16 protein-coding genes and 3 pseudogenes are annotated in these 20,461 nt (G+C 34.0%); 3 read left to right on the forward strand and 16 right to left on the reverse strand.

Translation table 11 applies throughout. The features are described from left to right. Window positions 1-19: 19 nt before the first annotated feature. The 15 genes and pseudogenes from accA to rpsB form a co-directional block, all read right to left on the reverse strand. Entirely contained in the window at window positions 20-979 is a 960-nt protein-coding gene (accA, locus tag WBAF_RS00450; protein ID WP_121463139.1) for an acetyl-CoA carboxylase carboxyl transferase subunit alpha, read from the reverse strand. 10 nt (window positions 980-989) lie between these two features. After that, window positions 990-4,469, reverse strand: coding sequence for a DNA polymerase III subunit alpha (gene dnaE / locus WBAF_RS00455; RefSeq protein WP_121463140.1), 3,480 nt, complete (start codon window positions 4,467-4,469; stop codon window positions 990-992). A gap of 318 nt (window positions 4,470-4,787) precedes the next feature. Then, a complete protein-coding gene (locus WBAF_RS02655; RefSeq protein WP_439952279.1) occupies window positions 4,788-5,000 on the reverse strand; it encodes a hypothetical protein in 213 nt (70 codons plus the stop codon). Beyond that, window positions 4,997-5,128 (reverse strand): hypothetical protein, encoded by a 132-nt coding sequence (locus WBAF_RS02660; RefSeq protein ID WP_439952280.1) that lies wholly within the window; start codon window positions 5,126-5,128, stop codon window positions 4,997-4,999. The genes WBAF_RS02655 and WBAF_RS02660 overlap by 4 nt, the downstream gene beginning before the upstream one ends. 249 nt (window positions 5,129-5,377) lie before the next feature. After that, window positions 5,378-5,507 (reverse strand): annotated as a pseudogene (locus WBAF_RS02665) (acyl-ACP--UDP-N-acetylglucosamine O-acyltransferase); the annotation flags it as partial. A 90-nt stretch (window positions 5,508-5,597) separates the two neighbouring features. Next, window positions 5,598-5,732 carry a hypothetical protein gene (locus tag WBAF_RS02545; protein ID WP_256388162.1) on the reverse strand — a complete coding sequence of 45 codons (135 nt, stop codon included), beginning with the start codon at window positions 5,730-5,732 and terminating at the stop codon, window positions 5,598-5,600. Then, a complete protein-coding gene (gene fabZ, locus WBAF_RS00465; protein ID WP_121463141.1) occupies window positions 5,729-6,187 on the reverse strand; it encodes a 3-hydroxyacyl-ACP dehydratase FabZ in 459 nt (152 codons plus the stop codon). The genes WBAF_RS02545 and fabZ overlap by 4 nt, the downstream gene beginning before the upstream one ends. A 1,292-nt stretch (window positions 6,188-7,479) precedes the next feature. Continuing rightward, window positions 7,480-8,274 (reverse strand): annotated as a pseudogene (locus tag WBAF_RS00470) (POTRA domain-containing protein); the annotation flags it as partial. Window positions 8,275-8,457: 183 nt separating this feature from the next. After that, window positions 8,458-8,583: pseudogene (locus WBAF_RS02670) on the reverse strand (hypothetical protein); the annotation flags it as partial. Between the two features lie 20 nt (window positions 8,584-8,603). After that, window positions 8,604-9,461, reverse strand: a complete 858-nt coding sequence (cdsA, locus tag WBAF_RS00480; RefSeq protein WP_439952281.1) for a phosphatidate cytidylyltransferase — start codon at window positions 9,459-9,461, stop codon at window positions 8,604-8,606. Between the two features lie 6 nt (window positions 9,462-9,467). Beyond that, window positions 9,468-10,205 carry a polyprenyl diphosphate synthase gene (uppS, locus tag WBAF_RS00485; protein ID WP_256388163.1) on the reverse strand — a complete coding sequence of 246 codons (738 nt, stop codon included), beginning with the start codon at window positions 10,203-10,205 and terminating at the stop codon, window positions 9,468-9,470. A gap of 1,248 nt (window positions 10,206-11,453) precedes the next feature. Next, the gene (gene frr, locus WBAF_RS00495; RefSeq protein ID WP_121463144.1) at window positions 11,454-12,011 is read right to left on the reverse strand and encodes a ribosome recycling factor; all 558 of its coding nucleotides are present in this window, start codon (window positions 12,009-12,011) and stop codon (window positions 11,454-11,456) included. Window positions 12,012-12,121: 110 nt separating this feature from the next. Next, window positions 12,122-12,850: a UMP kinase gene (gene pyrH / locus WBAF_RS00500; RefSeq protein ID WP_121463145.1), complete on the reverse strand. Its 729-nt coding sequence runs from the start codon at window positions 12,848-12,850 to the stop codon at window positions 12,122-12,124. A 282-nt stretch (window positions 12,851-13,132) separates the two neighbouring features. Beyond that, window positions 13,133-13,984 (reverse strand): translation elongation factor Ts, encoded by an 852-nt coding sequence (gene tsf, locus WBAF_RS00505; RefSeq protein ID WP_121463146.1) that lies wholly within the window; start codon window positions 13,982-13,984, stop codon window positions 13,133-13,135. Between the two features lie 154 nt (window positions 13,985-14,138). Beyond that, on the reverse strand, window positions 14,139-14,849 hold the full coding sequence (gene rpsB, locus WBAF_RS00510; protein ID WP_121463147.1) for a 30S ribosomal protein S2: 711 nt from the start codon (window positions 14,847-14,849) through the stop codon (window positions 14,139-14,141). A gap of 502 nt (window positions 14,850-15,351) precedes the next feature. On the opposite strand from rpsB, the gene map reads away from it, so the two are divergent. Beyond that, the gene (map, locus tag WBAF_RS00515) at window positions 15,352-16,128 is read left to right on the forward strand and encodes a type I methionyl aminopeptidase (protein ID WP_121463148.1); all 777 of its coding nucleotides are present in this window, start codon (window positions 15,352-15,354) and stop codon (window positions 16,126-16,128) included. Between the two features lie 573 nt (window positions 16,129-16,701). Further along, window positions 16,702-17,193, forward strand: coding sequence for an Hsp20 family protein (locus WBAF_RS00520; protein WP_121463149.1), 492 nt, complete (start codon window positions 16,702-16,704; stop codon window positions 17,191-17,193). A 370-nt stretch (window positions 17,194-17,563) separates the two neighbouring features. On the opposite strand, the gene priA is transcribed toward WBAF_RS00520, so the two are convergent. After that, entirely contained in the window at window positions 17,564-19,735 is a 2,172-nt protein-coding gene (priA, locus tag WBAF_RS00525; protein ID WP_121463150.1) for a primosomal protein N', read from the reverse strand. Window positions 19,736-19,968: 233 nt separating this feature from the next. On the opposite strand from priA, the gene rpmE reads away from it, so the two are divergent. Continuing rightward, window positions 19,969-20,184 carry a 50S ribosomal protein L31 gene (gene rpmE, locus WBAF_RS00530; protein WP_121463151.1) on the forward strand — a complete coding sequence of 72 codons (216 nt, stop codon included), beginning with the start codon at window positions 19,969-19,971 and terminating at the stop codon, window positions 20,182-20,184. The last annotated feature ends 277 nt before the right edge of the window (window positions 20,185-20,461 follow it).

Here is a 20,461-nt window from a genome sequence, read left to right on the forward strand (position 1 = left end):
ATTTTATTAAGCGCAAAACCTAGCAATAACTACACTTCATTAAACGTTGATAACGACGATTTCTTAACTCTTCAGGACTAAATAAATCGATATCACTCAAATCCTTTAAAATACGCTGTTTAAGATTATGCGCAATTTGCTCATAATTACGATGTGCGCCACCCAAAGGCTCTTCAACAATGTTATCAATCAAATTAAGTGATTTTAAACGTGAAGCAGTGATCCCCATCGCTTCAGCAGCTAATGGTGCTTTATCAGCACTTTTCCAAAGAATAGAAGCACAACCCTCGGGGGAAATAACAGAATAAGTACTGTACTGCAGCATATTAACTTTATCTCCAACGCCAATCGCTAATGCACCACCAGAGCCGCCCTCACCTATTACCGTACAGATAATAGGAACAGAGAACCGGGACATTTCACGTAAATTACGAGCAATCGCTTCAGACTGACCGCGTTCCTCCGCCCCAACACCAGGATATGCTCCTGGAGTATCGATAAAGGTAATAATTGGTAACTTAAAACGCTCAGCGATTTCCATTAATCGTAAAGCCTTACGGTATCCTTCCGGTGCTGGCATACCAAAATTTCGCAGAATTTTTTCTTTTGTTTCACGACCCTTCTGATGACCAATAACCATTACTGGACGCCCATCTAATCGAGCTAATCCACCAACAATAGCTTTATCATCAGCATAAGCACGATCACCAGCTAACTCCTGGAAATGCGTAAAAATACGCCCAGTATAATCCAGAGTATAAGGTCGCATCGGGTGACGAGCCAATTGTGCTATTTGCCATGCACCTAAATCAGAAAAATTTTTTAGTGTTAACTCAAAACTCTTTTCGCGAAGTCTAGCAACCTCTTCATCTAGGTCAATATCTAGCTTGGTATCCTGACGATTTACTGTCGTTAACGAGTCTATTTTTGCTTCTAACTCAGCAATCGGCTGTTCAAAATCCAGAAAATTAAGGCTCATAATATTCCTATTAGTTAAATTCTAATTCTACCTGCTGATTACCTAGCAGAGTTCGTAGCTCAGTCAAAAGATTATCAGTCAGAGTTACCCGCCAAGTGATGCCTAATTTTAATTTAGCGCTAGCCTCTTTCTTATGATAAAGATAAACTGGCATTTTTCCTGAACTATAAGGTTCCAAAGTGCTACGAAGACGGGTTAATAATTGATCATCAATTTGTCTATCTATCAGTGAAATAGAAATTCCTCTAACATATTTCTTACGAGCTTCACTAAGATCCATAAGTTCACGAACATACATTTTATTACCCCCATTGAAATGATCAAAGCTAATCTGACCTGTAGCAATTAAGATTTTATCTTTCTCAAGTAGATGCTGATACTTTTCTAATACAGATGAAAATAACATTATATCTAAGCGACCAGACCGATCATCCAAAGTACATATACCGATTCTACTGCCACGTTTAGTAGTTACTACTTTAGCTGTCAGCACTAAACCAACTACGGTTGACATCTGTCCCCGAGGGGTTGGATTTAGATCCTTTAATTTCAATCCATTGGTATAATGTTCAATTTCAGATAAATAAGCGGTAATAGGATGCCCAGTTAAATATAGACCCAATGTTTCGCGTTCACCTTCTAATATAATATGTTCTGGCCATTTAGCTACACTAGCATTATATTGTTTAACCTGCTCAGGCGATTCAGCTAATACGCCAAACATATCAGTTTGTCCAATAGCTTCTGCTTTAGCATGTTGAGATGCCGCTTTTAAGGCATCTTCTAATGAAGACATTAACGCAGCCCGGTGCGACCCTAAATGATCAAAAGCACCTGATCTAATAAATTTTTCCATCACTCGATGATTCAGCTTTTTAGTATCAACCCTAGCACAAAGGTCAAAAATTCCTTTAAAATAACCACCTTTTTGACGCGATTCAATAATAGCTTTTATTGGAGCTTCACCAACACCTTTAATTGCACCAATGCCATAAACAATTTCACCTCTTTCATTGACATGAAAATTATATAATCCACTGTTAATATCCGGTGGTAATATATTTAACCCCATGCGACAACATTCATCAACTAAACCAACAACTTTCTCAGTATTATCCATATCAGCTGTCATAACTGCTGCCATAAATTCAGCTGGATAGTGTGTTTTTAACCAAAGAGTCTGGTAAGAAACTAATGCATAAGCGGCAGAATGTGATTTATTAAATCCGTAACCGGCAAATTTTTCCACCAGGTCAAAAATTCTTATGCCTAATTTACCATCAATGCCATTTTTAACCGCCCCCGCTTCAAAAAATGAGCGCTGTTGTACCATTTCTTCAGGTTTTTTCTTACCCATAGCACGACGGAGCATATCTGCTCCCCCTAGCGTATAACCAGCAAGCACCTGAGCAATCTGCATAACTTGTTCTTGATAAAGGATGATACCATAGGTAGACTCTAAAATCGGTTGTAATGATTCATGCTGCCATTCAACATCAGGATAATAGATCGCTTCTCTACCATGCTTACGATCAATGAAATTATCTACCATCCCTGACTGTAACGGGCCAGGACGAAAAAGGGCAACCAAAGCGATCATATCTTCAAAGCAATCAGGGCGTAATCGCTTAATTAAGTCTTTCATACCCCTAGATTCTAGTTGGAATACCGCGGTCGTTTCAGCACGTTGCAATAGATCAAAACATTTTTTATCATCAAGAGGAATGGTAGTGATATCAATGGGCGCTAAATTTTGTTTTATCTTACGTTGATTAATCATATCTAACACCCAACTAATGATTGTTAAAGTCCTAAGACCAAGAAAATCAAATTTTACTAGACCAGCGTATTCAACATCATTTTTATCAAATTGGGTAAGCTGATTTTTTCCTTCAAGATCACAATAAAGAGGTACAAAATCTGTTATTTTAGTAGGTGCAATGACTACTCCACCAGCATGTTTCCCTGCATTACGTATCACACCTTCAAGGGTGCGCGCCATATCTATTAATGCCTTAACTTCTTCATTAGAGTTATAAATTTCTTGCAATTGTGACTCTACAACAAATGCTCTTTCAATGGTTATACCAGGATCTGGAGGAACTAATTTCGCGATACGATCAACAAATCTATACGGATAACCTAGTACCCTGCCAACATCTCGAATAACGGCTTTTGCGGTCATGGTACCAAAAGTAATAATTTGTGAGACAGCTTCACGACCATACATTTGTGCAACATGGTCAATTACTTGATCGCGTTTTGCCATACAAAAATCAACATCAAAGTCAGGCATGGAAACACGCTCAGGATTCAGAAACCGTTCAAATAGCAAATTAAATTGAAGCGGATCTAAATCAGTAATTTTTAAGACATAAGCTACTAATGAGCCAGCCCCTGAACCTCGTCCAGGGCCAACTGGGATCGCGTTATCTTTTGACCATTGAATAAACTCCATCACGATCAGAAAATAACCAGAAAATCCCATCTGATTAATTACTCCTAATTCGATATCTAAACGTTCATCATATGCTACCCGTAGCTCAGCTCTCTTTATCTCGTTGGGATAAAGAAATTGTAACCGTTCTTCTAGACCTACTTTTGCACATTTAATCAGAAAATCTTCCGTTGCAATATTCCCGGTGGGAAATTCAGGCAAAAAATATTCCCCTAACCGTATTATTACATTACAGCGCTTAGCAATTTCAACACTATTTTCCAATGCCTCAGGAATATCAGCAAATAATTCTAACATTTCCTGTTCACTGCGTAGATATTGCTGAGGACTATAATTTTGTGGTCTTTTTAGATCAGAAATAGTAACCCCATCATGGATAGCTACCCGTATTTCATGTGCGGTAAAATCATTGCTATTAATAAAGCGTACATTATTTGTGGCAACTACTGGCACACTTCTTTGTGCTGCTAATTGGACAGCGGCATGTAAATAACTCTCTTCATTAGGCTGTCCAGTCCTGACAAGTTCTAGATAATAGTCATTCTGAAAATGAGTTTGATAAAAAGATAAATATTTTTCAACTAGTTGTTTATTTCCACGTAACAGAAATTTACCCACATCGCCCATGCAGCCACCAGAGAGTAATAACAGCCCCTCTTTATGATTTAACAGCCATTCTCGTTTGATCGTTGGTCCGATTGCCCCATATCCTTTTTGATAAGCTGCAGAAATAAGCAATATTAAATTATGGTAACCTTTATTATTCTTGGCCAGGATAGTTAAATGATAAACTTCATCGCCGAGTAATTCACTTTCTAAATAAAAATCTGCACCAATAATTGGCTTAACTCCAGCAGAATGTGCTGCACCATAAAATTTTATTAAACCATAAAAATTGGTAAAATCAGTTATGGCAAATGCCGGCATGCCTAATGCTGCTACTCGATTAACGAGTTGGTTAATTTTTGCTATTCCATCAATAATCGAATAGTCACTATGTATGCGTAAGTGTATAAAGTGTGGTTCAGCCATTTTTTTATACTATTTTTAAGTCAGTACTCGGCGCGCTGGAGCAAAATTTTTATGATAAAACTACTAAACCAATATTTTAAATAAAATTTAGTTAAGTCGCCTTTATGTTGAGCAAAACCATCCCATAGATAAAAGGATATCTAACTATCACATTTCACTATCTAGGGTTACTTTCGCTAATATAGAAAAGGTAATAATTTATTGTACTATACCTAACAATTACCTAGAATGATCTACTAATAAGGTACAGGAAAACTTTATCTATCATTACCATACACAAAATAAGGTATAGTGGTAAGGACACTAACCTAAGTATACCTAAGTGGCATCTGGTAGTATATTGATATTATCTATCTTTTCAAGCTTTGCTACCCAATACTTCAACGCATTATGCCGATTGTATGTTAACTTTTTGAATCCGCCAATATGACAATCCAGCTGAATAAATTCTTTAACCAACTCATTGCCTAATAGATTGGGCAATGAAATAAAATGTATTTTAACTATACGTTTAGCTAGCCAATAAGTCACTGGTTTAGATATCCAACTAACATCAAATACTTTGCTAACATATATTCTAATGCAGAGGTACCAGAAGCTAATAAAGTTGCATAGGCTGCGATTATAGCTATCCGCGCTTGACCATCTAAAATTTTCAGTTAGCTAAAGATCTGGATAAATTCCTTCAAATTACTATCAACATTGTTGATTAACGATAGAAACTAAGATTGGCAAATAAAGATTTCTTCTATTTAGATTACTTACTTGTTAACTAATAATCGCACGGTATTTTTACCTGCTGATTATTTTCACCTAGCTTCACGGGTTACCTCTTACACCAGTTACTAATCGGATGTAGTGATTATTTATCAAAACCACGACTTTTTAGTACTTAAATATTCATACCATGTGGCATGATTACCTTGCGCAATAATATAAGGCGGAACATTGTTAGCAACACCAGAACAACCAACAAATATAAGCACCAATTTGATAAAAATTATGCCCAACTAGAATACCAATAACTAATCTAAAATCTAGTTATCTCTCCTTGAGATTTTATCTCCTGATTAATTTCACCAATAGTGATAAACTGAAATATCTCGCTATTATAACAAATTTTGGTATTTAATTTGACAACTCAACTACATGATATTTAAGTGTTGTATTTGCACTATGATAACCAGTATAGCAAGCAAAATAGCCCTTGACATTTACACTGGGATTAATAATCGCTGTTTTATTAATCATATCAGCCCTCATTTTTCCGCTTCTTGGCTGCGAGCACACATCATTATTGCTTCACAAACAACTTTTTCATCTACTTTTGCGACACCTTTAAATCGCGTCAAACCACGCTTAGTTTTAACAAACGTTACCTCAAAAATCATTTGGTCGCCAGGTTGTACCGGATGTTTAAACCTTACTTCGTCAATTCCAGCAAAATAATATAGTTCACCAGGCTCTAATTTACCTGCACTCTTAAAGGCTAAAATACCAGCTGCTTGAGCAATAGCCTCAAGAATTAAGACCCCAGGAAATATTGGTTTACCAGGAAAATGACCTTGAAAGAAAGGTTCATTAAAAGATATATTTTTTACTGCACGTAAAAATTTACCTTCTTCAAAATCCAATACACGATCAACTAACAAAAAAGGATAGCGATGGGGTAACAACCCTAAAATTTCTTCTATATCCAGAGTATGCTTATCACTCATAGAAAAGACTCTTCTTGTTTAAATTTAAACAATTATATATGAATAATGCGGCCTGCTTTAACCCGAAATGAGGGTATTCGGCAGGCCGCAATTAATAAATCTACACAACAGTATTTAGTTATCTTTACTAAATACTTTACGTTCTAGTACCTTCATGCGTTTAGCTATTGAATTAATATTCAAGACTAAAGCAGCTGTTTTTCAACAAAAATTTGGTGTAATGGAATGCCAGAAGAGTATATTCCAGGCTCCCTAATTGGACTAACTAATTAACATTGCATTGCTATTCCTATTATAGGAACCTTATCATATATTTCCATATGTCTATTCAATCTTTTCCTATCTTCAGACTACCGTACATAATAACAACACCCGCAGGTGATGATCACCAATCATCAAATTATCTGCAATTTAACATTGGTTATCTATTATAACTCCATTTATAACTCCATTCCCAATAATGGAGTACACAGCACCAATTTTAACATTATTACTAATAATAACTAAACCTAACTGAGGTATTTTTATAAATTATCCTTTTTCATTTACATAGCTAAAACCATATTAATAAATAACTATTCCTGATTGGATAAGAAAATGTTGAACTATCTTGACATTATGATAAATAGGCTAGCTAGATAAAGATATTCAACCACTGGCGATTGCTCTTTAACCACAGCACAGTAGTATCTTTACATTATGTCAGGTAACAACTATACGATAAAAATGTATAGGAGCATTACTAGTACTAGTAATGATAATATCACTATACCCATGTAAATGCGCGTCTAACTTTTGGGATAAATTAGCTAATCGAATAGAACCAATCTATTATTTAACCTTCTTATTAACCAGATAAGTAACATTTTTTAGTTTAGAACTATTTTACGGATATAGAACCGCATTTACGTCCACAACCACATCGTAATGCTCTTTTTCTGCAACCTATTTGGTTGCTATCTTTATAGTTAGCAATATTTTATTGTGCTCTTCTTGCTGACGAAGTTGGTTATCTTGTTTAAATTGCTGTGCTTTTTTAAGCAAATATTTCCGCTTAGCTTCAAATACTTCCAGATATTTTTCATTAGTATTTGCGGCATTTTTTTTCTACCCTAAATATTTTTCCATATCTTGGAACTCATTAGCGCGTCCTTAAAACTATTTTTCAAGTTGCTTATCGCTTTACTATATGTTCTGAAAAATTTAAACGCCGTTAATAACTGCCACTTTATCTGCATAAGCAATGACAGATAAGGTTTTGATGGTTATCAATTGGTTGATTTCATCGTCATGGCTAGTTCACCATTTAATTTAACTCTTGATATGGTATCTCTATCGCCCTCTCTCAAATTTAGAGTAACATAAATAGACTTATTATCTGGTGTTAGACTAACATTAGTTGAGTCGATATTAAATTTAGCATAACCTATGTTGAGGTAACAACTGCGCAGCGATTCTAAATCATCAACTAATTTTTGCGTTTGATATTGTTGATCAGCAATAAAATTCCACCAAGGCACATTTTCCCGTAATTTAAAACAATTTAATAACTCACCAGTGGTAAAATCTTTATTCCAGACGAGATTAATCTTTTGAAGATTAGCTGAAACTACTTCAGAAAAGATTAACTTTAAGTCAACATTATTACGCGGTAGCGGTGTGACTACTGCTTTAACTGTAGCATTATACTTACCAAAACTAGAATAAAAATTTTCAAGACTATTTTCAATATTCGCCAGTTTTGTGCGATAAAGTACTTCACCAACTTTAATATTAGAAGCATCAAGATTTTGCTTTAATAAATTATTTTAAACCAACTTATTACCATAATACTTGCAATAGTTGACCGCTATTTTACTTGAACTATCAGCGTATTTACCGCAAGCAAAACTTTAACATCTTCGAAATTACCAGTTGAGAATAGCTCTCGAATAGTACGACTGATATCATCATCATTAATCATATCACCTACCAGAACCGGCATATTCTATAGTACTGCACCAACAGCAACGCGTTGAATACCTTCAACCGGATACAATAGTGCTGCTAAATAGCTGCGATGCTATGAGCAACTTTTTCAATCCTATCTACTATTTGTAACCCTGATAATGTGGCCACTGAGTTGGTTTGAATATTACACACAAAGGTATTTAACTGACATTAACTGGCATAATCACCAAAAATAAAACCGAAGCTTGAGTCTCTAGATAAAAATTAAATTACATGAAATTTATAATTTTTTTATTGAAGTTGAGTTTCAAAAAGATAAGCCATAAGGCTATTCCAAAACCAATGGAAAACCGCTCAACATAAATACCACAGCGTCTAGCTACCCATGGCAAAATTGGTACGATTATTAGCACCCCTAAATAAATGCGGCTAAACAGCAAATAAATCCCATGATATACCTTAAAAACTAAAAAAATAATAATATTAATCCGGCAAAAACAGATATAGCAGCTGTCAAACTATCAATTCTATCTAATACGCCACCATGTCCTGGAATTAAATGACTACTATCTTTGATGCCAGCCTGACGTTTAAACATGCTTTCTGTTAAATCACCAAAAACAGAGATAATAACAACAATAACAGAACAAAATACTAAATTCTTGGATATCAATAGAATAGGAGAAAATAAACTAAATAACCAAGCTATAATAGCTGCTGTCATCATACCACCGAGTATGCCTTCTAAGGTTTTACCAGGAGAAATCTCAGCTGCTAATTTGTGTTTGCCAAATAAATGACCAAAAAAATAAGCGCCACTATCTACACTCCAAACTAATAGCATGACATAAAAAACCCACCAAGCACCGATAAAATTATCGACATTATAATCGATATGTTTTAATACCAACATGCCACAGTAAAAAGGTAAAATAGTTAAAATACCAAACAATATTTTTAATATTACTGACTTATACCAAAATAGAGCGGAAGTAGGAAAAGTGATAACCAATATTATCGCAACTAACCACCAAATTAATCCAGCTGATAAAATATAAATAATCAAAGGCTCTGTTGTTAATTGACTAAAATCCTGAAGGAACAATTGTAAACTCAATAAACAAATACCAAATAAAACAGCACATATAATCCGGTTAATATGCCCTGTCCAGCCAATAAATTGACTCCATTCCCAAGCAGCTAACGAGCAAATAATAATGATAATATACCCAAACAAGTTAAGAGGTAAGAAAAAAAGTGCATCAATAACTAACGGAACAAGTATGACAGCTGTAATGATACGAGCATTGAAGTTTAGCAAAATAGTTCCCTATTCTTCATAAATATTATCAGGCTTAGTGTTACCAAAACGTCGTTCACGCTGATTAAAAACCACAATTGCCCTTTTAAAAGCTTCCTCATCAAAATCAGGCCAGAGCACATCTATAAAATAAAATTCTGCATAAGCAATCTGCCATAAAAGAAAATTACTGATGCGATATTCCCTCCCAGTTCTAATAACTAAATCAACGGTTGGTTGATCATGTAAACTAATAAATTTATTGACGGTATCTTCATCAAGATTTTCTGGTAGTAATGAACCAGACTTAACTTTTTCAGTAATAAGTACCATTGCATGGGCTATATCCCAACGACCACCATAATTAGCTGCAATATTAAGTTGTAATCCGGTATTATTTGCTGTAATGTCAATCGCATGCTTAATACTATTTTGTAATTTATACTTAAATCTGCTGATATCACCAATAATCGTTAATTTAATATTATTAATATTTAATTTTTTAACTTCATTATCCAAAAACCAAGTAAAAAGCTCCATCAGAGCACTAACCTCAGTTTTAGGTCTATTCCAATTTTCACTACTAAACGCATATAGAGTTAAAGACTGAATTTTATTTTCAACAGCAAATTTAACCGCGTTTTGTACCGCTTCTGTACCTGCTCGATGCCCTTTAATTTTTAACTTTCCATGTTGTTTCGCCCAGCGGCCATTACCATCCATAATAATAGCAACATGCCTTGGAATTTGTTGCCGTGTACTATTCAAAATACTTCCTTTACTATAAGCTAACATCACTATTAAGTTTAATTATTTTGGATATTAAAAATAAAATTACTTAAGATGAATGAAAAATGTTTTATATTTACTAATAAGTAAATAGTTAGCACTTTATTCATTTTTTATAACCTAAAATTATTATAATTTTACAAAAATTTAAACTAACATAAATATAGAACCATTTAATAGTATACAGCTAATGTTTCAACATAATAAATGGCAATTTAACGTGCTTATCTAAGTGTCAGCTAAACTTAGCCTAAGCCTAGCCTTTCTAAGGTATCAAAATTAACTTGTGCAATATCAGTAAATTGCAGTTTTACTGCTAAAAATGCAGCAACATAAACTTAATTTGCAGCATTTAAGATTGTAGTGGATTTGATGCTTGTCCATGATGATAAGCATCAATCGCTAGTTTCAAACATGGGTAACGTTGGTAATCTGGTACAATAAAAGTTAATGAATATAATTGTTTAAAATAATGAATAACAGATTGTGGGTGAAGAAGAACTTCAATTTGTTCGACAGGAGCATTTTAAAATATCGTGTGTCAATATATTTAAGCCCTTTATTCATCATAGTTGCCAAATAAACGGATATCTTAGGCCGAATAGACTAATTAGGGGTATTACAATACTAATTGGGCGTTATATTATTAATTAAGAGAAGCAAGCTAAATTTACCGGAACACCCTGAACCAGTTAATACTATGCGCGTTATTACGAGCAAAACCTTAATGTAAGTCGGTAAACTTTGAAATATCCCATTATGTTAACTGTCAGTACCTGAGCACAATGTTTTAAAATTGCATCAAAAAACATTTTCCCACTAGTAATCAATGATTCTTTATTCACTAATAAAATACGCTTACCTTAACGAAGAGCAGTTAATGTTGGTATTATTACTGGAATTGCTGAAGATCAATATTATCAAGTGCTGCTCTTTCACAAACTAACTTTTGGCCTGATAAAACTACATTTTTTTGCATTTAGCTAATTTTTATCTAATATAGCAGCATATTGTGGCTTTAATCCTATGCCGAGCAATAGTAACCACATTTTTATGTGCTAATGCAATAAAATTTTCAGACATATCATCGTGATATATATGCTCAACTATTTAATTTTAACGAATTATATCTATCTGAGCTATATAATATAACATAAAATGTAGCAATAAATTTTAAGATATAATAAAAATATACTATACTTTTATATATATTATAATATTACTATATTAAAATTCCATCAATTCTTTTTCTTTTTGTTCTAAAGCTTCACCAACTTGCTTAATAAAATTATCGGTAAACTTCTGGATTTCATCTTGCGCTCGCCGTTCATCATCTTCACTAATTTTTTTATCTTTTAATAATACTTTGATTTTATCATTTGCATCACGTCGTACATTACGAACAGATACACGCCCCTGTTCAGCATCATTACGGATAATTTTAATCAAATTCTTACGTCTTTCTTCGGTCAACGGTGGTAAATAAACTCGTATTATATTTCCTGCTGAAGAAGTATTAAGACCCAAATCTGATGCTATAATGGCTTTTTCAACTACAGGTACTAACGTAAGATCAAATATAGTAATGACGAGTGTACGTGAATCCTCAGCTGTAATATTTGACAAATGACGTAATGGAGTTGCCGCAACATAATAATTAATCATAATATCATCTAATAAACTTGGTGATGCACGGCCGGTACGAACTTTACTAATTTGATTTTTAAATGCTTCAACGCTTTTTTCCATACGTTCTTGAGCATCTTTTTTAATTTCATTAATCACATTTAAACCCTTAGCAACTATTGATAAATATGTTAAATAACATCATTTAATTATTTTAACGATACTGATAATATCATACTGTCAAAAAATCATCTGTGTCTCTCAATATATTAATCACGCGAGATTAACGTACCTTCATTTTCACCCATCACAATTCGACGTAAAGCACCTGGTTTATTAATATTGAAAACACGAATAGGTAAATTATGATCACGAGCTAGAGTAAATGCCGCTAAATCCATCACTTTTAATTCACATTCTAATACGTCTTGATAGGTTAACTTATTACAAAAAACTGCATCTGAACGCTTGGATGGATCGGCGGAGTAGATACCATCTACTTTAGTTGCTTTTAAAACAACATCAGCTTCAATTTCTATCCCTCTTAAACAAGCAGCTGAATCTGTTGTAAAAAAAGGATTACCAGTTCCTGCTGAGAAAATAACAACTTTGCCATTACGAAGCAAACTAATCGCCTTAGTCCAACTATAATTATCACACACACCATTTAATGGTATTGCAGACATGAGCCTAGCATTAACATATGCACGATGTAAAGCATCACGTATGGCTAATCCATTCATTACTGTCGCTAGCATCCCCATATGATCACTAACTACACGATTCATCCCAGCCTCAGCTAGCCCTGCACCACGAAAAAGGTTGCCACCACCAATAACTACACCAACCTGTATTGCTAACTCTATTAGTTCCTTAATTTCTTGTGCCATACGATCTAAAATACTCGCATCAATACCAAAACCTTCTGAACCTTGTAGAGCTTCGCCACTTATCTTAAGTAATATACGTTGATATAAAGGTTTTGCATTAGTTGCCATAAGGTTTCGTCCTGGGCAGATAAATTATTGAATTTTAAAAATTCTTAGTTCAAAGTATGAATGTAAAATACATGATTAATTACTTTTCTTAATTTCATGAAACACAGGCTGAATAATAACCATAATCCGTTGAATTAAACATACTAATCATTAAATAATTTAATGGCCTATTTATACATTAATTCTTCTTAATGATGTATTATCAAACAGATATAAAATAAATTAGAGATATTAGATAAAACAGAACCGCCTATTGGCGGTTCTATTTAACAATAGGTATTATTATTTACTCATTGCTGCTACTTCCGCAACAAAATCAGTTTTCACTTTTTCAATACCTTCACCAACTTCAAATCTGATAAAATTAATCACTGTTGCATTGTTATCTTTTAATAACACACCAACTGTTTTACTTAGATCCATAACAAATTTTTGACCAATTAAAGAGATCTGACTAGTGAATTTATTCAGGCGCCCGGTTACTATTTTTTCCACAATTTCACGAGGCTTACCAGATTGCATTGCTATATCTAATTGAATTTGTTGTTCATGAGCAACAACATCAGCTGGCACATCTGCCGGTGTAACATATTCTGGGTTACTAGCCGCTATATGCATCGCAATATGCTTAATAAGCTCATCATCCGCACCTTCAGTAGAGACAATAACGCCAATACGAGCACCATGTAAGTAATAGCCTAGTGTTTCACCTTCTAATATCTCTACTCGTCTAATATTAATATATTCACCAATTTTGGCAACTATTGCTATTCGTTGCTGTTCAAATTTTATCTTTAATTCATCAATATTTGAACATTTATTTTGGATAACGTATTTCAATACTTCATTACTAAATGCGATAAAACTCGCATCCTTAGCTACAAAATCAGTTTCACAATTTAACTCAAGTAAAGCACCAAATTTGCCATCAGCAGAAATTTCTGCCATTACCACACCTTCGGTAGCTACTCGACCGGCTTTATTAGCCGCTTTTGCTTGACCTAATTTAGGCATATTAGCGATAGCTAATTCAATATCTCCATTAGCTTCAACCAATGCTTTTTTACACTCCATCATACCTACACCAGTACGTTCGCGCAGTGCTTTTACTAAACCAGCGTTAATTCCAGACATATAATTTATTCCTCAATCTGTCTGATGGGTAATCATCTAACATAGATAATTATCATTATAAAAAGTAACACAAAGCCAACTAGACACCTACCAATATATTGTAATACCTGGTGCATCAGAACTATTCTATAATAAAAAATAGTTTACCTTAATTTTATTCTATTTTCATTGCCTGATCTTCATCACTACCTTGACCTTCATGGATAGATTTAGCAACAGCATATAGATATAATTTAACTGCACGGATCGCATCATCATTCCCAGGTATGATATAATCAACACCATCTGGATCAGAATTAGTATCAACAATCCCAAAAACTGGGATACCTAAGCATATTGCTTCTTTTATAGCAATATGCTCATGTTCTGCATCAACAACAAATAAAGCGTCTGGCAACCCGCCCATCTCTTTAATACCACCCAAACTATTTTTTAACTTGCTCAGCTCACGGATACGCATCAAAACTTCTTTTTTAGTTAATTTATCAAAAGTACCATCTTGTGATTGTTTTTCTAAATCTCTTAGGCGCTTAATAGACTGACGAACTGTTTTCCAGTTAGTCAGCATACCACCTAGCCACCGATGGTTAACAAAATACTGATCACAACTATTAGCGGCTTCTTTTATCGATTCACTTGCTGCGCGCTTAGTGCCAACAAACAGAATTTTGCCTTTTCGTGAAGCAATTTTAGTCAATTCAGCTAATGCTCCATTAAACATTGTAACAGTTTTTTCCAAATTAATGATATGCACTTTGTTGCGCGCCCCAAAGATGTAAGGTTTCATCTTTGGATTCCAGTAACGAGTTTGGTGACCAAAGTGAACGCCTGCCTGAAGCATATCGCGCATGGAAACAGTTGCCATTTAAACCTCTATAATTTAGTAAATTATTGTTATGCCTCCGCAGATCCAATTTTCCTACTAATTAGCTGTATATTATCCTAGATAATAGCACTTAGGAAAATATACCGATTTGCTTGTGTTATAACAAAATTAAGTTAATGTTAGATTTAATTCGTGTTTTATATAATTATAAATACATAGAACGCAGGCCAGCTTCATATCATGAAATAATAAAAAATACCAGCTATAGTTATATTTTCCCGCGCTTAAGTTAACTAACTGCGTAGCTAAAGCTAATATCATAATATTATTTTAACTAGCAATCTTTAAATTTAAAATAACCAAATATTACTTTTAGGCTATTTTCATATTTTTAAAATTTTTTATATATTAAGTTGTTAGTTGGCATAACTGCACGTTGCTGCTAACATAAACGTAAACATACAGTAGATTTAATCAACATAATTAGCTAAAAAGTACATTATTTACTCACTTAAATCAGAATAAATAGGCAGCATAATTCATGGCTATCTCAATTAAAACTGAAAAAGATATTCAGAAAATGCGTATTGCTGGACATTTAGCAGCAGAAGTGTTAGAAGTAATTGAACATTACATAACCCCGGGAGTTTCCACTGGTCAACTTGATCGTATCTGTTACTCACATATCGTCGAAAAACAGCAAGCGATACCGGCTTGTTTAAATTATCATGGTTTTCCTAAATCTATATGTACATCCGTTAATGATGTTATTTGTCATGGTATTCCAAATGATGAAAAAATCTTAAAAGAAGGGGATATAATTAATATTGATGTCACCGTTATTAAAAATGGCTTCCATGCAGACACGTCTAAAATGTTCATTGTAGGCAAAACAACTACTCAAAGCGAACGGTTATGTAAGGTAACACAAGAAAGCCTGTCTCTTGCCTTAAAAATGGTTAAACCAGGTATTCGTTTACGAACGATAGGTAAAACAATTCAGAATTTTGTTGAACAACATCATTTTTCTGTAGTACGTGAATATTGTGGCCATGGTATTGGTCAAGTTTTTCATGAAGAACCTCAAGTATTACATTATGATGCTGATGACGGCGGTGTGATACTGCAAAAAGGCATGACGTTTACTATCGAACCAATGGTAAATACCGGGGATCATCATATTAAAGCAATGAAAGATGGCTGGACGGTAAAAACAAAAGATCGAAGTTGGTCGGCACAGTATGAACATACTTTAGCTGTTACAGATGATGGATGTGAAATTTTAACATTACAAAAAAAAGAAACCCCATTTATTTAAGCTATTTATCGTACGTAGCAATTATTTTAATAAATTGCTACAGCGTCTTTAGCAAATCAATCATTTTAACCTAATTACTCAATTTTCATTAATTGCCAAAGGCAATTATGGTAGATAATAATTACATAGTCTACCAAAAGTAGTGAACAACACCACTACCATTAAGTAAACAGTTAATTTCAAATTTTAAAACTAGGGATAATATCCATAATTGAAAATATGTTAAATTTTTTTGCTTCGTATTCGATGTAACCTACATTTAATAATAAAAATTTATGATAACTGCCTACTATTTCAATATAAATTAAAGATTACCTTAGGTTATATAGATTAAAATAATAATCTAATTTAGCAAGCAATTAAGTGTAATTTGACACTTGCAAGCTATTTTTTATTAGGCTACTATTTTAAAGGTTACATTCATAAATTATGATGTTTTTTACGTCTAGGAGTTGGAAAACATTGTTATTTATCACTCCTATGTTTCAAGTAGACACTTGAAAAATCATATAGTGTCCCTATATGAGTAATGTAAATATCTATTCAATCAAAAATATATAAAAGGAGGATGCTATGGCCTATCGTTCTTTATCTCTTATACCTACATTTAACAATAGTCTGCTTAACGATCGTTTTACCCAGATGGACAACCTATTCAGTAGGCTAACCGGAGAAAAGCCGCTGTCCGATGCCCCAGCTTATAACCTGTTGAAAAAAAATGATCAGCATGAATTCACAGTTAGCGTACCAGGGTATGCACGGGATGAACTTGATGTCTCTGTGCTCAATAATCAGCTTACAGTGCGGGGCAAACCTGACGTCGAGAAAAGTGAAGAGACAGAAGAAAAGGAAGGGATAAAATGGTTACATAAGGGCATCAGTAAAAGTGAATTTACTTTAAGTTTTACCCTTGAGCATCGGATAATTATTCAACAGGCCAATCTGGCTAACGGACTTTTAACGCTGCACTTTACCTACGATATTCCCGAACAGGAAAAACCACAGCAGATTGCCATTGGTGTTCAAAATAAATCAGATAGTGTGCTTAAACATAATGCTGCTTAAACTTAACGCCCCTAATTGGGGCGTTTGTTTTTTTGTTATCTAAATGAAGCTTAGTGTTTTTCCATCTCAAACAACTTGGACAAAAATATTTTAATTCAGTGCTGGTTAAACCTTATTGTATTAAGGCTTGAGCATTAGTCATATATTATCTAAGAATGTAATTATTACTTAACTCAAGTAAAAAAATTAATTTATTCTTCATACTAAAGCAATCTCAACAATCAGCACTATATGGATATTAATTTCTTCACCACAATAAAACAATATAGTAAAATAATCTACAACCATTTGTTACCATGATGCTATCGCGTATTAATGGTTAACTTATGTTCTATCTTTAATAGTTGTAGTAAATGATTAATAAAAGCAACTAATTTTCAGTTGGATCAACATCAATATTCCATTTTACTTTTCGACTTTCAGGATATGCCATAATTTCAGGTAAAATATGCGCAAAAAATTGTTGTAAATAGGAACGTGAAGGATGCTGGAGTAGTAATTGCCAACGGAAACGACCTGCTAGCTTAGCTTTGATCGCTGGGATAGGACCCATTAACCAAAGTTGTGAGTCGCGCATGTTATGTTGTTCTATATATTGACGAAGCTTGTTTAAAAAAATAGGTGCAGATTCATTTTTATGATCTTCTGAACGGATCATTATATGACTGCTATATGGTGGCAAAAAAACATCACGTCGTTCCGCTAGTGTTTCTGTCGCAAACACGTTATATCCTTTTTTTAATAATGTTGATAATAATGGATGTTCAGGGTGGTAGGTTTGTAGAATCACTTCACCATGTTTACCAGCCCGGCCAGCCCGGCCAGATACTTGAATATAAAGTTGTGCAAACCTTTCTGTTGCCCGATAATCACTAGAAAAAAGTGCGCCATCTACATTAAGTAGGGCAACTAAAGTAATATCAGGAAAATGATGTCCTTTAGCAAGCATTTGGGTTCCGATTAAAATACGAGCACCACCTGTATAGACAGGGGCCAGCTGTTTTTCTAATGCACCTTTCCGCCTAGTGGTATCTCTATCAATACGGGTAAACGGTATATTAGGAAAAAGCTGGTTAATTGCCTCTTCTAACTGTTCAGTTCCTAAACCTACAGGGACCAGATGTGTTGAGCCGCAGTATGCGCATTGTATTGGAATTGGCAGTTGACTATTACAATGATGACAACTTAACTGACGTTGGTAATGGTGGAGTGTATAATAATGATCACAACGTGAACACCCGGCAATCCAGCCACAATCATGGCAAATCAATGTTGGTGAGTAGCCGCGACGATTTAAAAATAACATAACTTGATTATTCGTTGCTAGATGATCTTTAATACGTTGAATTAATGGGTTTGACATGCCATATTTTAATGGCTGACCCTTTAAATCTAGTAAATGTTGACTTGCTAGCTTGGCTTTTCCAGCTCTTTGGGTGATATCTAGACGGTGATATTTTCCTTGCTCAATATTATAGATACTTTCTAACGAAGGTGTTGCTGTACCCATAATAATTGGAATATTCTCTTTTTTGGCGAGAAAAACAGCTAAATCACGAGCATGATAACGCCATCCATCTTGTTGTTTGTAAGAGTTATCATGTTCTTCATCAATAATGATTAAGCCAAGATTGGCAAAGGATGTGAATAATGCAGAACGAGTACCAATCACAATAGCACTGTCTCCGTTTTGTGCACGCAACCAGACTGCCAGTCGTTCACTATTATTTAATGCGGAATGTAGTAAATGAACAGGTGCATTAAATCTCTCACTAAATCTTTTGATAGTTTGGGGAGTAAGACTAATTTCTGGCACCAGGACTAATACTTGTTTACCTTGCGATAAAATATTTTCAATAACATTAAGATAGACTTCTGTTTTACCTGAACCAGTGATCCCTACTAATAACCAAGGCATAAAAGTTGTTTTAGAACTTATTGCTCCTACAGCTGTTGACTGTTCTAGGTTAAGTTTCGGTTTTTTACAGAGATGAAAAGTAGAATGCCAGCTTTCTATTTTTTGTTGAATGGGGAATAGTTTAATCACAGTTTGTGACTTATTTTTATTTAATTCATGTTTTGTAATTTGGTGATGATAAAGGGGTTGTTGCTGTAGTAATACTAGGGCATGTTGCTGTTTCGGTCCTTTTTTAAGCTGGTTTAGGCTAAAAGTTTTACCTTGCTGAGTTATTTCAGATTTACATCGTAGATTAAATGTTGTTACTTTGCCTTGCCGCAGTAAAACTGGTAATGCATGAAATAGCACTTTCCCAATCGGGTGATGGTAATACTGAGATGCCCAAAGTAGTAATGACCATAAACTATCCGAAAATAGCGATTCTTGATCTATTACTTGTTCAATAGTTTTTAATTGTTTACAATTGAGCTTAATATTTTGATTATGCGATAATACAATACCTAAGATAGTACGCTTGCCAAAAGGAACTAATACCCGGCAACCTTTTATTGGTAAAGGAAGATTGGATTGGTAATCAAAAACCCGCCTCAGCGGAAGAGGAAGCGCTACTTGAACAATAGCCATTGTTAAGTTTTCCTAATAATTTTATGCAAATTATTTATTAAAGATAAAAAATAGAAGATCACATTATTTTAATATATTTAATTGCGCTATAAATATATTTTATGTATTATTTTATTTACAGCCATTGTGAGTAATTTAAATTATTATAACAACTATTCTTAATTGATTTGACATCTGGTGTCTAGCGTTAGGATTATATAGATATAGCGATACGGCCTAAGTAGAGACTGACTATGAAAAAATATATTCATCCTAAATATAAAGAAGTTAATGCTACCTGTTCTTGTGGTAATGTAATGAAAATAAAATCAACTGTTAATCATCATCTGCACTTGGATGTTTGTGGGAGATGTCATCCATTTTATACAGGTAAACAGCGTGATGTAGCTGCCAGCGGGCGTGTTGATCGCTTCAAGCAGCGATTCAATCTTATCGGTCTGAAAAAATAATAATGGTTAAATAATACCAGCTAAAATCATACTTACTTATAATATGGGTGGGTAACGCTTCAGTGTATTGATTGCTATTATATAATTCTTAAAACGCATGAAAAAAATAATTACTATTCCAAAGTCATCTAGATCAATATCTTTTATCGCATAGCTAGTTTTACTGCGTATTTAATTTCATCATCGTCATTTGGCAACGGTTAATGAGTGTAAAATTATTAACATAGTAATTCACTATTATGTAACATGGCATAAATTATTAATAAGCTATATCTCG

The sequence above is a fragment of the Arsenophonus endosymbiont of Aleurodicus dispersus genome (genome assembly GCF_900343015.1).
In the GTDB taxonomy this organism is placed as follows: Bacteria; Pseudomonadota; Gammaproteobacteria; order Enterobacterales; family Enterobacteriaceae; genus Arsenophonus.

What these genes read in the sequence shown, in the direction of transcription:
- accA (WP_121463139.1), bottom strand. Translation starts at nt 979, where the DNA reads ATGAGCCTTAATTTTCTGGATTTTGAACAGCCGATTGCTGAGTTAGAA.
- dnaE (WP_121463140.1), bottom strand. Translation starts at nt 4,469, where the DNA reads ATGGCTGAACCACACTTTATACACTTACGCATACATAGTGACTATTCG.
- WBAF_RS02545 (WP_256388162.1), bottom strand. Translation starts at nt 5,732, where the DNA reads ATGAGGGCTGATATGATTAATAAAACAGCGATTATTAATCCCAGTGTA.
- fabZ (WP_121463141.1), bottom strand. Translation starts at nt 6,187, where the DNA reads ATGAGTGATAAGCATACTCTGGATATAGAAGAAATTTTAGGGTTGTTA.
- pyrH (WP_121463145.1), bottom strand. Translation starts at nt 12,850, where the DNA reads ATGGCAACTAATGCAAAACCTTTATATCAACGTATATTACTTAAGATA.
- tsf (WP_121463146.1), bottom strand. Translation starts at nt 13,984, where the DNA reads ATGTCTGGAATTAACGCTGGTTTAGTAAAAGCACTGCGCGAACGTACT.
- rpsB (WP_121463147.1), bottom strand. Translation starts at nt 14,849, where the DNA reads ATGGCAACTGTTTCCATGCGCGATATGCTTCAGGCAGGCGTTCACTTT.
- map (WP_121463148.1), top strand. Translation starts at nt 15,352, where the DNA reads ATGGCTATCTCAATTAAAACTGAAAAAGATATTCAGAAAATGCGTATT.
- WBAF_RS00520 (WP_121463149.1), top strand. Translation starts at nt 16,702, where the DNA reads ATGGCCTATCGTTCTTTATCTCTTATACCTACATTTAACAATAGTCTG.
- priA (WP_121463150.1), bottom strand. Translation starts at nt 19,735, where the DNA reads ATGGCTATTGTTCAAGTAGCGCTTCCTCTTCCGCTGAGGCGGGTTTTT.
- rpmE (WP_121463151.1), top strand. Translation starts at nt 19,969, where the DNA reads ATGAAAAAATATATTCATCCTAAATATAAAGAAGTTAATGCTACCTGT.